Origin of the sequence: Bacillus sp. 95MFCvi2.1, assembly GCF_000374965.1 — a bacterium.
GTDB classification, from domain to species: Bacteria; Bacillota; Bacilli; order Bacillales; family Bacillaceae_G; genus Bacillus_A; species Bacillus_A pseudomycoides.
In genome coordinates, this window is sequence record NZ_KB895702.1 from 32,173 (window position 1) to 45,147 (window position 12,975).

Genomic DNA, 12,975 nt, shown 5'->3' on the forward strand with positions numbered 1-12,975 from the left:
CTATGAAAACAAAAAGTGATCTCCACTTATTTTCTCCTTTTGGTTTCACTTAGCGTGGGGTGAAAAAAGGACCTGACCGTTTCTATGCATAATCGGATCCTCTCTTACCTCTAAAAAGGAATGTCTTTCAATTTGGCTTCTCTCGCCCTAAAACATAGATCATCCAAAAATAGAATATCGTTATACGGACAACAGTATAATGATATGGGAGCATGTTTGCAATGTACTGAAGCCATTCGCGCAATTGCACAATAGAAATAAAAAACAATTGAGCAGTTCTCTCTTCTCTTTTTACATAATGGATAAAATAGAGCACTTAGGATTATATATGCGAATGCGAAAACAGCATGATTATTCACTGGCCGAAGAAGCTTCCCGCGGCCCATTACGGTTTAATCGATTTACACCGTAACTGAAAAAGGAGTGACTATTACATTGAAAGATCATATTTACACATTACAAATTTCTATCGATCATCCAAGATCGCTAACATTGCCCTATATATTTTCTAGTACTTCTCCCCTTACATTTCTTTCCTTCGGCACACGAAATACGACATGTGAAAATATTGAAATTCATTATACTTATGCTCACGAAATTATAATTGGCGAACAAATTGCGAAAGAACTTTATCTTCCATTTCCAACTACCGTGCATGCTTTCATTCAAAATCAAACACTTGTATTTGGACCATTGATCGGTATTTTCACAACAGGTTTTACAGAATCAGCTGCTAATCCAATTGGCAATCGTTCGATCAGTTTCAAGGAGTTACTGACCCCACCTCACTCTTTACATCCATTTGTTTTCTTATTTGGTGCACAACATATGAACTGGGATGAGGAAACAATTGATGGATACTTTTTTAAAGAGGAAAACTGGATACAATGTAAAGTTCCTTTTCCAAACGTTATTTATGATCGGCTACCTAATCGAGAAGCAGAACTTTACAAACCTATTCTCAGAACAAAAAAACGATTACAAACGAAGTACACCATTCCATGGTTTAACCCAGGTTTTTTTAACAAATGGAATATACACCAGCTGCTTACAAATGAAAAAACAGTCGCTTCTCTGTTACCTCAAACAGAAACATTTCAGCACTTCGAGCAAGTAGAGAATTTCTTATCATCATATAAACACATTTATATGAAGCCTGTGCATGGTAGTCTTGGACGAAATATTTATCAAATTCTTTATTCCACTTCAGAAAACAGTTATTATTGTCGTTACCGCGAGGCAGGGCAGAATAAATTACGAAAGTATCACTCTTTAGAAACACTTATCAATCATGTTATGCAAGGCCATGATTTAAAAACATTTATTGTTCAACAAGGAATTGTATTATTACGTATAGGTGGGCAGCCAGTAGACTTTCGCATTCATACAAATAAAAATCGTTTTGGGAATTGGAGAGTCAGTGCCATCGTTGCAAAAATCGCCGGGAAAGGCAGTATGACAACTCATATAAATAGCGGCGGAGAAGTAAAACTACTCCAAGATATTTTTTCTGATGCAACGGAGCGTGTTCGAATCACGAATAAATTGACAGGTGCAGCCTTGCAACTAAGTTCTATTTTAGATCAGCAAACGGAAGGAAATATTGGAGAAATTGGTTTTGATTTAGGTTTAGATAAAGATGAGAAGATTTGGCTATTTGAAGCCAATTCCAAACCTGGAAGAACTATATTTCAATCCGAAACATTACAAGAATATAGTGAACTGACGAGACAGCTATTTTACGAGTACGCCATGCATTTAACAGAACATCATCTTTCTCGTCCGAAAAGGCTATTACCAGAAGATAAAACTTCCACCCTATAATAGGTGGAAGTTTTTTTATTACACCAGTTTCACCGTTAATTCAGTTTGTGTACCACACGTCCCGCAATAGAAAACATGAACACAATATTGCTGAGAATTCTCCCCTGTTAAACCGTCTACCTCTATTAATAAATCTTGATCCATATATGCGCTATAAGCATCTGTATAATCTACAACTTTCCCATAATCTTGGAGTACATTCAGGCAACTTTGACAAGAATATACTTGAGCTTCCAGTGCATTGCAAAGTGGACATATTCCCATTTATAACTCCTCCAATCATAGAGGTTTCATATTTACAATTAGTGTGACCTTCTTTTAGAAAAATACAAATTAAAAAAACGAAATAAACTCCTTCTTTTTAGGTGGGAGGGAGCATCCGGCCATGCATGGAAGCATTCAGATCCTTTTCCTGCCCCATGCCAAGTGAAAACACAGAGAGAAAAAGAGTGCAGGTCACTTTTCGTTATCCATAGCTGTAACTTATATGCTGAAAAATTAAAATCGGTATATATTTTTACAAAATTTACAAATTATTAACTCGCATATCTTTCTACGTAACATCCATACTATGAGTAGATTCACTTCAAACGATGGATTAGCGCCAAACGAGGCGATAATCTGGTTCAACTCCAGCTAATCCAACCAAAAAAATTTCTATACTTTAAGGAGGATATATTCCTATGGCAAACCAAAACAATCCATTAGTAGTACCAGGCGCAACAGCTGCAATCGATCAAATGAAATATGAAATCGCTCAAGAATTTGGTGTACAATTAGGAGCAGATTCTACAGCTCGTGCAAACGGTTCTGTTGGTGGCGAAATTACAAAACGTTTAGTAGCAATGGCTGAGCAAAGCCTTGGCGGATACCAAAAATAAATATATATGGCAAAAAAGGTCTCAAGCATTCGCTTGAGACCTTTCTTTCTACCCTAGCATTTGTAAAAATCGCTTCGTTCGTTCTTCTTTTGGATTTGTAAATACTTCTTCTGGTGTACCTTGTTCCACAACAACGCCGCCATCCATAAAGATAACACGATTCGCAATTTGATGAGCAAAGCGCATTTCGTGCGTTACAATCACCATCGTCATTCCTTCTTGTGCAAGTTCCTTCATTACCTTTAGGACCTCTTGTACAAGTTCTGGGTCTAACGCTGACGTTGGTTCATCAAATAATAAAACTTCTGGTTCCATCGCGAGCGCACGAGCAATTCCAACGCGTTGTTGCTGGCCACCAGATAGTTGGAATGGATATAACTCCATTTTGTCACCAAGTCCAACCTTCTCAAGGAAATATGTCGCTTTTTTCTTCGCTTCTTCTTTCCCTACTTTTTTCACTGTAACAAGCCCTTCCATTACATTTTGGATTGCTGTTAAATGAGGAAATAAATTATGATGCTGGAACACCATACCTGTTTGTGTACGAAGATTTACAATATCTTTCTTCGTTACTTTTTTAGAGAAATCCAGCTCTTTGTCACCAATGCGAACAATACCTGCATTTGGTGTTTCTAATACATTCAGGCAACGTAAAAATGTTGTCTTACCAGATCCAGATGGCCCAATAATGACAACAACTTCACCTTTCTCCACTGATAAATCAATATGCTTTAGTACCGTGTTATCACCGAAACTCTTTTGTAAATGTTGAATTGAAATCATAAAAACAAAAACTCCTTTTATAAAAGGATTATTATTTAAGCGTATAACGTTCTGAACGTTTTTCTAATATTTGTTGCACGATAGATAATAAGAAACAAATCGCCCAATAAATAAGACCTGCTTCAAAATAAACAATTAAAAATTCATAGTTCATTGCTGCAATTTCCTGTGCTTTTCGAAACAGCTCTGTTACTAAAATTAATGATGCTAATGAAGTATCCTTCACTAAGCTAATAAACGTATTCGAAAGCGGTGGAATCGATACACGTGTCGCTTGTGGTAAAATAATGCGTTTCAGCGCCTGTGGATATGTCATCCCAATTGTATATGCTGCTTCCCATTGTCCTTTTGGAATAGACAAAATAGAAGCACGAATAATTTCAGATGCATATGCACCAACATTTAATGAAAAACCAATAATAGCTGCTGTATATGGATCAATCTCAATTTTTAAAGTTGGAAGCCCATAGAAAATAATAAACAATTGTACAAGAAGTGGTGTTCCGCGAATAATAGATACATAGATACGAGCAATCCATTGCAGTAGGCGACTACCTGAAATACGCGCTAAGGCCGTCAAAGTCGCCAATATAAGACCAATCGCGAACGTGATAAGCGTTAATGGGATTGTCGTGAAAAGAGCACCCTCTAGCATAGGCATGAAGGATGCTTGCATAATATCTATCCATGTAGATAATCGATCTGTAATCAATGCATTACTTAGATACATTTTCACCGAACCATTTTTTCGTTATTTTGTCATACGTACCATCTTTTTTCATATCTTCTAACGCTTTATCTACTTCTTGTACAAGCTTATCGCTACCTTTACGGAATAAGAACCCACTTTGTGACGCTTCTTTTTCTGTTGCTGCAATTTTAATGTTTGCATCTTTTTTCGTTTGTAAATAGTTTAACACTGATAATTTATCATTGATTGTGAAATCAACGCGACCTGTATTAAGTAGTTCTACTGCTTGACTAAAGCCTTCTACACCTTGAATCTTCGCACCATTTTTCTTTGCAAGATCCGCATAGTTACTTGTTAAAGACTGTGCTGCTGTTAATCCTTTTACATCTGTAAATGAAGCAGGTTTATCTTTATCCTTTGCAACGACAAGTGCTGCTGAAGAAGAAATATACGGTTTAGAGAAATCATACTTCTTTTGACGATCTTCGCGAATTCCGACTTCATTCGCAACCATATCGAAACGTTTTGCATCAAGCCCTGCAAGCAAGCTATCCCATTGTGTTTCTTTAAATACTGGTTTCACACCGAGACGTTTTGCAACTTCTTCTGTTAACTCAACGTCAAATCCAGTTAATTTTCCACTTCCATCGTGGAATGTAAACGGTGGGTATGTACCTTCTGTACCAACAACGAATTCACCGCTTTTTTTAATTTGTTGCAATGCATCTTGACTAGTAGCTGTATCTTTTTTCTCTTCTTTGCCACAGCCCGCCACAATACCGACTGCTAGTGTAGCTACTGCAAGCACTGAAAATAATTTCTTCATGATATTAGTCCTCCAAGTATTCTGATAGGAATTTAAAAACTATATTGATTGTATGCAATCTTGAACAATTTTTCAATGAAAATGTTCGTCATTAGTGTATCCTTTTTTTTCATAATCAAACAACATGATATAAAATCACCACATACAAAAAATAAGTAACATTTTTTAATATAGCACTTATGATGGAAAAGGTAAAACAATACTTACTTTATCTATATGAATATAAATTGAAAACCATTCTTTTTTAGATGGGAGAGCGGATCCGACCATGCATAAATGCGGGCAGGGCCTTTTTTTGCCCCATGCGGTGTGAAAACAAAAGGAGAAAATGAGTAGAAGTCTTCTTTTCTCCTTCATAGTCATAACTGGGCTGTTGAAAGATCAATATGGATTTTTCTATACAAAAAGCTATGTTAAACAATGTTGTTTTTTTGAGATAAAGAAAGGGAACTCCTATTATTGAGTTCCCTTGTTCCCTTAAAGCTCCCGATTGTGGAATAATGAGTGTTTAATTTACAAGAACTTTCGATAAACCTGTGTATTATGAAGCGGCTTAAAACCTAAAGAGGTGTACAACCTCTCAGCACTTTCATTTCCCTCTAGAAAACATATTCGGATTTCTTCGTATCCTTCTTCTAACATCTCGTTCATACCGAATTGTAAAGCCTTACGTCCATATCCATTTCCTTGGTAACTTGGAACAACCATTAAATTATCTAATATCCCTTCTCCAGTAGTAACTGATGCAACAATTTGTTCATTTTCTAACACTAAATATACATTATTTTTATTGTTTAATTTGTATTTTTTTACACCGTCTTCTGGAGCAAGGTAAGGTTTAATATCATTCTTTTCGTGCAACTCGTAATAACATTCCTGTACCATTTTTACAAACTGGTCAAAAAATCTATCTTCATATTTAATCAACTCAATGTCTGCTTTAGGAAAAGTTCCTCCCTTGTATACCGATTCAAGTGAACCCCACCATTTTTCAAACCCCATTTTCTTAGCAAAGCCAATAGGATTTTCTGATTCGACTCTCATATAAGTACACACAAAATCTGGTTTTGTTTTAGAAATTACCTCTTCCATTGCTTTATATAATGTAGAACCAATACCTTTTAAACGGGAATCTGGTTCTACATAAATACTGATTTGAGCAATAGACTCTCCAGCACTATTTGTATAGACAGATGAGTATGAGAACCCTTCAATTCCATTTTGTTCATATAGGAGAAAGTGCGTAGAATTTAGGACAATATCATCTAAAGAACCTACCTCTTCTTCTATCCCCATACTTTTTATTAGATTTAATATACTGACCTTATCTTCTTTTTCCCTATAAACACGTATCATTTAGATAATCCCCCATCTCCCATTTAATAGTTAGTCTTCTGCTAAATTCGGTTATTACTTAGTTAAATTTTCTTATGCTTATTCCTCAATCCTATGCTTTAACGAAACATCAAACAATCATCAGTCCGGAAAATTCTGATAAATCAAGTTTATCAGAGGTTAACTGCTCTCAACAATCGTTTTACTAACTATGGGATTATCATTTTGACAAACAACGACAAAAACAGAGGCAGCTGCCCCTGTTTCTCAACACTCTTAAAAGAGCTTGCCTTTAAGAATCTAATACACAATACCCGATCATTCCGCACAATAATAAAAAGAAAGCAATGTTAAATGTAACTGATAATTCTTCCATCTCTATCTCCCCCTTGCTTCCAACATATCACATGGATAAGGAAAGGGATGGGAGCATTTGTAAACATTGCTTTAAAGTTTTCTGAACATTTCGTGAAAGTTACGCACTTTGACTTCCTTCTATTTGCGTTTTATACATTTCATAATAACGACCCTTTTTCTGCATTAATTCTTCATGTGACCCTTTTTCAAGAATAGTCCCCCGATCGAGCACAATGATTTGATCTGCACTCTTAATTGTGGACAGGCGATGTGCAATAATAAATGTTGTTCTTCCTTTCTTTACAACTTCTAGTGCCCCTTGAATCATCGCCTCAGTCTCTGTATCAATACTTGAAGTCGCTTCATCTAACACTAAAATGGCAGGATCGAATGCTAACGCACGTGCAAAAGATATAAGTTGGCGCTCTCCAGTCGATAGGGTACTTCCTTTTTCCGTAATTTCTTCTTCTATATTGTTAGCAAATCGTTCTGCCCCTACATCATGCAGTGCTTTTACAATTCGAGCCTTTGAAATCTTTGGATGTTCTAAACTTACATTCGACGCAACTGTACCACTAAATAAAAATGGATCTTGTAATACAATTCCCATGTGCTCGCGGAGTGCTTGCTTTGGTATATTTTTCACGTCATGCCCATCGATTGTAAGTTTTCCTTTTTGAAACTCATAGAATTGGAAAAGTACATTCATAATAGAACTTTTCCCAGATCCCGTATGACCAACAAGGGCCACCGTCTCTCCTTTTTTTGCCTCGAAAGAAATGTTTTTTAACACTTCATCTTTCCCATTATAAGAAAATGAAACATCATCAAATCGAACATTTCCATTAAGACGTGGTATACGTTCCTCTTCCACTACTTCGCCCTTTTCATCCAGCAGTTCAAATACACGTTCCGATGCAACGCGCGCTTGCTCTAAATTCGCAAGCTGGTTTACCATATTTGTAATTGGTGAGAAGAGCCTTGTTAAATAATCGACAAATGCATACAGTATCCCTAAAGAGATAATCCCAGCAGCGCTCAAAGAGGCACCGCCAAAATACCAAATAACCGCCGTAAAAGCAATGTTGCGTAAGACACCCACTAAATTATGCGATGTCGCTGCATTTAAATTTAAAATTTTATTTTGGTACTTAAAGTAATCTTCATTTAATTCTTCAAATTCTTTCTTTATTGCACGTTCTTGACGAAATGCCTGGATGATAGGCATTCCTTGGATGGATTCATTCACTGTTCCATTAATATCTGATAACCGAGAGCGCATCTTATGATTGTACACAGAGGCATATTTTCTATATACAACAGCCCAAACAATTAAAATTGGTACGATAATTAAACATAACAGCGCTAATTTCATATCAAGTAAAAATAAAGCAATAAAGATTCCGATAATATAAATAAAACTAGAAACAAATGTCGCTAAAACTGTTACATATAACTCCCGAATGGCCTCCGTATCATTCGTTACACGCGATACAATTTTCCCTGCTGGTAAATGGTCGAAATAACGAATCGGTAATGTTTGAATATGAGAAAAGACATCTTCACGCATAATTTGAATGATTTTATTAGATGCTTTCTGTAAGAAAAACTGTTTACCATATGCAAATAAAGATACAACTAACAATAGTGCAAAATATCCTCCGCCAAGTAAAAGTAATCGTTTCATCTCAGGTTCATAAAACGAATACACTTCTTTGGTTGTTAACATTTTTGCTTTATACACTTGCGCTGCTTTTCCACTTTGAACTGTAATAATATCTCCCTTTACAGAACGTGTTCCCTCTGCAGCAACCTTATTAGGTACAAAATAATAAGTGAAACCAACTTGTATAATACGAACTTCTTTTCCTTTTTGTTCACCTTGTTCAAAGCGGTCGCTTCGCTTATACCAAGCTCCGTTATAAAGTACGGCATCGTCCCCTTGCACTGTTTCATGCCATGGTTTCTCAATACCGACAATATGATCATCAATCATTGTCTTTGCTACAAATGGGCCTGCAAGCTCTGCAATAACGAAAATAAATAACATTGCCAGTGCCACAAAAATGGTTCCCTTTACTTTCATAGCGTATTGAAATAACCGTTTTCCAACACTCATATTTTCACCTCACCCTCTACGTTTTCGCCCTGCTGTCTTTCAAACTGCTCCGCATACCAGTCACCATTCAAAACGAGCCTATCATGTGTTCCCTCTTCGATAATTTCACCATTATCCATAACGAGAATCCAATCAGCATGCTGCACAGCTGACAGGCGGTGCGTTGTTATAATTGTTGTTTTTCCGCTTCTTTCTCTCCGTATATTTTCAATAATCGCTGCTTCTGTTCGAGCATCCACAGCCGATAATGAATCATCTAAAATTAAAATTTCCGGATTTTGAATCACAGCTCGCGCAATCGAAATCCGTTGTTTTTGTCCACCAGATAGAGAAACACCTTTTTCTCCAACAAGCGTCTCTAATCCTTCTGGAAGAAACTCCAGATCTTTTTTAAATGCTGCAATTTCAATTGCTTTTTGAAGCTCCTCCTCATTTGCTTCTCTGTTCCCAAATAAAATATTTTCTCGTGCTGTTTTTGAAAATAGAATATGCTCTTGTGGTACATATCCAATCCAGCCTCGTACGTTTTCGGTTGAAATTTCATCAAGCGTAACATTCGACACCGTAATATCCCCTTCTCCAAGTGGATACTGACGAAGGAGCTGGCGAACAAGAGTCGTTTTACCACTCCCTGTTTTCCCAACAATACCAAGCGTTTCCCCTTGCTTTAATGAAAAAGAAACATTTTTCAAATTAAGCTCAGGTGAAGCAGGATACGAAAAGGAAACTTTATCAAAGTCGATATACTCTGGTTCGTGTACACGCGTCGGCTTTTTCACGTTCTTCACGTCAGGCTCATACGCTAACGTTTCATTGACACGATCTAGCGAAGCATTTCCGCGCTGCATGACATTTATTAATTCACCAATCGCAAACATTGGCCAAATCATCATCCCAAGATAAACGTTAAAAGACACAAGTTCACCAAGAGTAACCTTCGATTGGAACACTAAAAACGCTCCATATACAAGACCAATTAAATAACTAAGACCAACTAGCATCTTAACCGTCGGCTGAAACAGTGCATCAATTCTTGCTACTTTCATATTTTTTTCATATACATCTGTTCCTAATTGATGAAATCTTTGCTCATCAGCTTTTTCCTGTACATATGCACGGATAACACGCACGCCTGCAATCGATTCAAGTACTTTATCATTCATATCTCCAAAAGCATCTTGAGCAATCGTAAAGCGTTCATGTAACTTTTTCCCATATATATTCATCGCATATGCCATAATCGGCAAGGGAAGAAGTGCCGCAATTGTAAGTTGCCAACTGATTGAAAATCCCATCATAAAAACAATTGTGAGCATATATAAACTAGAATCAACAAGTGTCAAAATCCCAAAACCAGCAGTCATAGCAATCGCCTTTAAATCATTTGTCGCTCTCGCCATTAAATCACCAGTACGATTTTTGTGATAAAAGGTTGGCGTCATTTTCAACAAGTGCCCCATAAATTTTGAACGCATCGTTTTTTCAAGCACGAATGCACCGCCAAATAATTGGTGCTGCCATACGTAGGTGAGTACATACCCACCAACTGTCGCTCCAAATAAAATCCAAACATACTGTATAATCACTTCGTTTGTTAAAGACCCTACTTTTATATGATCAATTGTTAACCCAATTACTTTCGGAGGAATTACCTCTATTACATTTACAATTAGAAGCACTCCAATTGCTATGCTATACCTCTTCCAATGTTCTTTAAAAAACCATGTTAACTTTTGTAATACTGAAAACAATGAAATCTCTCCCTTCTCGATCTTGTTTCAGTCTATTTCTGTTATCCACTATCAAAAGCTCCTGCTTTTACACCGTACCAATTGTACTGTTTCACCATAACTTCTCACCTTCCATATTTTTCTACCCCGCTATTTGCGGGCAGTAAAATCCCCACCTCAAGATTCAGCAAGAAATGAGAACGATAGATAAGGGGATAACTGCCCGTAAATGCCCGATTGGTTCAACTAACCCATCCGTGGGAGATAAATCCCCCTTACGGATGGAAGTTTCACTTTATCGAAACCATACAAAGTATGGAAACAACCAAAATAGAGACAAAAAAACGCATACCGCCGCTTGACGATATGCGCAAAAACGCATAAAAGCGTACGTTACGAAATACGCAACGTACGCTTTTTGAAAAAACAAAAAAGCACTATCTTTCCGTACGGGTTGCGTAATGATATGAATGTTTCCCACCATGTAATCCAACTAAGCCAGTCATATTTACCATTACAATCATTACGCGCACCCCCTTCATTTATTTTCCATTTTTAATTTTATAACTTTATCAACTTTTCTGTCAATTGTTTTTTTCATTATTTTACAAAATAAACTTTTATCACCAAAAATAAAAGATGTACAATACCACTTCGATACTCGAAAAAATTATCTATCGATATTATTATAGATAATCCTATATTTCACTTACAAATAAGGTAAACCCCTTTAAGAAAGGGCATACAAAATAAAAATCACATAAGAAATCGTTTCCATAAACATTTTGTTTGAAAAATGCTCTCAAACCCCCTACAATCACCATATACTCACTCTTACAAGTTGCTATTTTAGGAGGACAAATCATGACAACTAGCAATACGTACAAATTTTATTTAGACGGTGAATGGAGAGAAAGCTCTTCTGGGCAAACAATTGATATTCCATCACCATACTTACACGAAGTAATTGGTAAAGTACAAGCAATTACTCGTGAAGAAGTTGACGAAGCAATTAAATCAGCACAACAAGCTCAAAAAGAATGGGCTGAAGCTTCTCTTCAAGATCGTGCAAAATATTTATATAAATGGGCTGATGAGCTCGTAAATATGCAAGATGAAATTGCCGATATCGTAATGAAAGAAGTCGGTAAAGGTTATAAAGATGCGAAAAAAGAAGTTGTTCGTACAGCTGATTTAATTCGTTATACTGTAGATGAAGCATTACACATGCATGGCGAAAGCATGATGGGCGATAGCTTCCCTGGTGGATCTAAATCCAAGCTTGCAATCATTCAACGTGCACCACGTGGTGTTGTTTTAGCAATCGCACCATTTAACTACCCTGTAAACTTATCTGCTGCAAAACTTGCACCAGCTCTTATTATGGGGAACGCTGTTATCTTTAAACCAGCAACACAAGGCGCAATTAGCGGTATTAAAATGGTTGAAGCTCTTCATAAAGCAGGTCTTCCAAAAGGACTTGTAAACGTAGCAACAGGACGCGGTTCTGTTATCGGCGACTACTTAGTAGAACATCCTGGCGTAAATATGGTATCGTTCACAGGTGGTACACACACAGGTGCTCACTTAGCGAAAAAAGCTGCTATGATTCCGCTTGTATTAGAACTTGGCGGTAAAGACCCTGGTATCGTACGTGAAGATGCTGACTTACAAGAAGCAGCAAAACATATCGTTAGTGGCGCATTCTCATACTCAGGTCAACGCTGTACTGCAATCAAGCGCGTGCTTGTACACGAAAATGTAGCGGACGAGCTTGTTAGCTTATTAAAAGATCAAGTGGCTGAATTAACTGTTGGTTCTCCAGAACAAGACAGTACAATCGTGCCATTAATCGACGATAAATCTGCTGATTTCGTTCAAGGATTAGTTGACGATGCAGTAGAAAAAGGCGCTACAATCGTAATTGGTAACAAACGCGAGCGCAACTTAATTTACCCAACATTAATTGACAATGTAACAGAAGATATGAAAGTTGCTTGGGAAGAGCCATTCGGCCCAATCCTTCCAATCATCCGTGTTTCTTCTGATGAACAAGCAATTGAAATTGCGAACAAATCAGATTTCGGCTTACAAGCAAGTGTCTTCACAAAAGACATTAATAAAGCATTTGCAATTGCAAACAAAATCGATACTGGTTCCGTTCAAATTAACGGACGTACAGAGCGTGGTCCTGACCACTTCCCATTCATCGGTGTGAAGGGTTCTGGCATGGGAGCACAAGGTATTCGTAAGAGCCTTGAGTCTATGACACGTGAAAAAGTAACTGTATTAAACTTAGTATAATATTTCGTGTTAGAAGCTAATCTACGGTTGTAGACTTAGCTTCTTTTTTTACTCCTAGGCTCTGTTATATGGTAATATTTCAGCACAGAAAAAAGAGCTACAATGAGCCCGCTTTCTCTTCTCTC

Annotated in this window: 10 protein-coding genes; 3 read left to right on the plus strand and 7 right to left on the minus strand. The window is 37.0% G+C overall.

Going from position 1 to position 12,975, the window contains the following annotated elements; genetic code table 11:
* Nucleotides 1-435: 435 nt before the first annotated feature.
* Nucleotides 436-1,824, plus strand: coding sequence for a YheC/YheD family endospore coat-associated protein (locus C568_RS0117795; RefSeq protein ID WP_018782314.1), 1,389 nt, complete (start codon nucleotides 436-438; stop codon nucleotides 1,822-1,824).
* Nucleotides 1,825-1,842: 18 nt separating this feature from the next.
* Here C568_RS0117795 and C568_RS0117800 read toward each other — a convergent pair whose 3' ends face one another.
* The gene (locus tag C568_RS0117800; RefSeq protein WP_018782315.1) at nucleotides 1,843-2,088 is read right to left on the minus strand and encodes a hypothetical protein; all 246 of its coding nucleotides are present in this window, start codon (nucleotides 2,086-2,088) and stop codon (nucleotides 1,843-1,845) included.
* 419 nt (nucleotides 2,089-2,507) lie between these two features.
* Between C568_RS0117800 and C568_RS0117805 the strand changes: the two genes are divergently transcribed.
* Nucleotides 2,508-2,705 carry an alpha/beta-type small acid-soluble spore protein gene (locus C568_RS0117805; RefSeq protein ID WP_003195499.1) on the plus strand — a complete coding sequence of 66 codons (198 nt, stop codon included), beginning with the start codon at nucleotides 2,508-2,510 and terminating at the stop codon, nucleotides 2,703-2,705.
* Between the two features lie 48 nt (nucleotides 2,706-2,753).
* Here C568_RS0117805 and C568_RS0117810 read toward each other — a convergent pair whose 3' ends face one another.
* The 6 genes from C568_RS0117810 to C568_RS0117840 form a co-directional block, all read right to left on the minus strand.
* Nucleotides 2,754-3,488: an amino acid ABC transporter ATP-binding protein gene (locus C568_RS0117810; RefSeq protein ID WP_018782316.1), complete on the minus strand. Its 735-nt coding sequence runs from the start codon at nucleotides 3,486-3,488 to the stop codon at nucleotides 2,754-2,756.
* Between the two features lie 31 nt (nucleotides 3,489-3,519).
* Nucleotides 3,520-4,218, minus strand: a complete 699-nt coding sequence (locus tag C568_RS0117815; RefSeq protein WP_018782317.1) for an amino acid ABC transporter permease — start codon at nucleotides 4,216-4,218, stop codon at nucleotides 3,520-3,522.
* Entirely contained in the window at nucleotides 4,205-5,005 is an 801-nt protein-coding gene (locus C568_RS0117820) for an amino acid ABC transporter substrate-binding protein (RefSeq protein WP_003195492.1), read from the minus strand. The genes C568_RS0117815 and C568_RS0117820 overlap by 14 nt, the downstream gene beginning before the upstream one ends.
* A gap of 513 nt (nucleotides 5,006-5,518) precedes the next feature.
* The gene (locus C568_RS0117825) at nucleotides 5,519-6,361 is read right to left on the minus strand and encodes a GNAT family N-acetyltransferase (protein ID WP_018782318.1); all 843 of its coding nucleotides are present in this window, start codon (nucleotides 6,359-6,361) and stop codon (nucleotides 5,519-5,521) included.
* Nucleotides 6,362-6,815: 454 nt separating this feature from the next.
* Nucleotides 6,816-8,816, minus strand: coding sequence for an ABC transporter ATP-binding protein (locus tag C568_RS0117835; RefSeq protein ID WP_018782319.1), 2,001 nt, complete (start codon nucleotides 8,814-8,816; stop codon nucleotides 6,816-6,818).
* Nucleotides 8,813-10,567, minus strand: coding sequence for an ABC transporter ATP-binding protein (locus C568_RS0117840; RefSeq protein ID WP_018782320.1), 1,755 nt, complete (start codon nucleotides 10,565-10,567; stop codon nucleotides 8,813-8,815). The genes C568_RS0117835 and C568_RS0117840 overlap by 4 nt, the downstream gene beginning before the upstream one ends.
* 843 nt (nucleotides 10,568-11,410) lie before the next feature.
* Here C568_RS0117840 and C568_RS0117850 point away from each other — a divergent pair.
* Nucleotides 11,411-12,850, plus strand: coding sequence for an NADP-dependent glyceraldehyde-3-phosphate dehydrogenase (locus C568_RS0117850; RefSeq protein ID WP_006093663.1), 1,440 nt, complete (start codon nucleotides 11,411-11,413; stop codon nucleotides 12,848-12,850).
* The last annotated feature ends 125 nt before the right edge of the window (nucleotides 12,851-12,975 follow it).

Bases quoted from the DNA above. Each gene is read 5' to 3' on its own strand.
- C568_RS0117820 (WP_003195492.1), bottom strand. From the start codon at position 5,005: ATGAAGAAATTATTTTCAGTGCTTGCAGTAGCTACACTAGCAGTCGGT.
- C568_RS0117825 (WP_018782318.1), bottom strand. From the start codon at position 6,361: ATGATACGTGTTTATAGGGAAAAAGAAGATAAGGTCAGTATATTAAAT.
- C568_RS0117850 (WP_006093663.1), top strand. From the start codon at position 11,411: ATGACAACTAGCAATACGTACAAATTTTATTTAGACGGTGAATGGAGA.
- C568_RS0117835 (WP_018782319.1), bottom strand. From the start codon at position 8,816: ATGAGTGTTGGAAAACGGTTATTTCAATACGCTATGAAAGTAAAGGGA.
- C568_RS0117800 (WP_018782315.1), bottom strand. From the start codon at position 2,088: ATGGGAATATGTCCACTTTGCAATGCACTGGAAGCTCAAGTATATTCT.
- C568_RS0117810 (WP_018782316.1), bottom strand. From the start codon at position 3,488: ATGATTTCAATTCAACATTTACAAAAGAGTTTCGGTGATAACACGGTA.
- C568_RS0117805 (WP_003195499.1), top strand. From the start codon at position 2,508: ATGGCAAACCAAAACAATCCATTAGTAGTACCAGGCGCAACAGCTGCA.
- C568_RS0117815 (WP_018782317.1), bottom strand. From the start codon at position 4,218: ATGTATCTAAGTAATGCATTGATTACAGATCGATTATCTACATGGATA.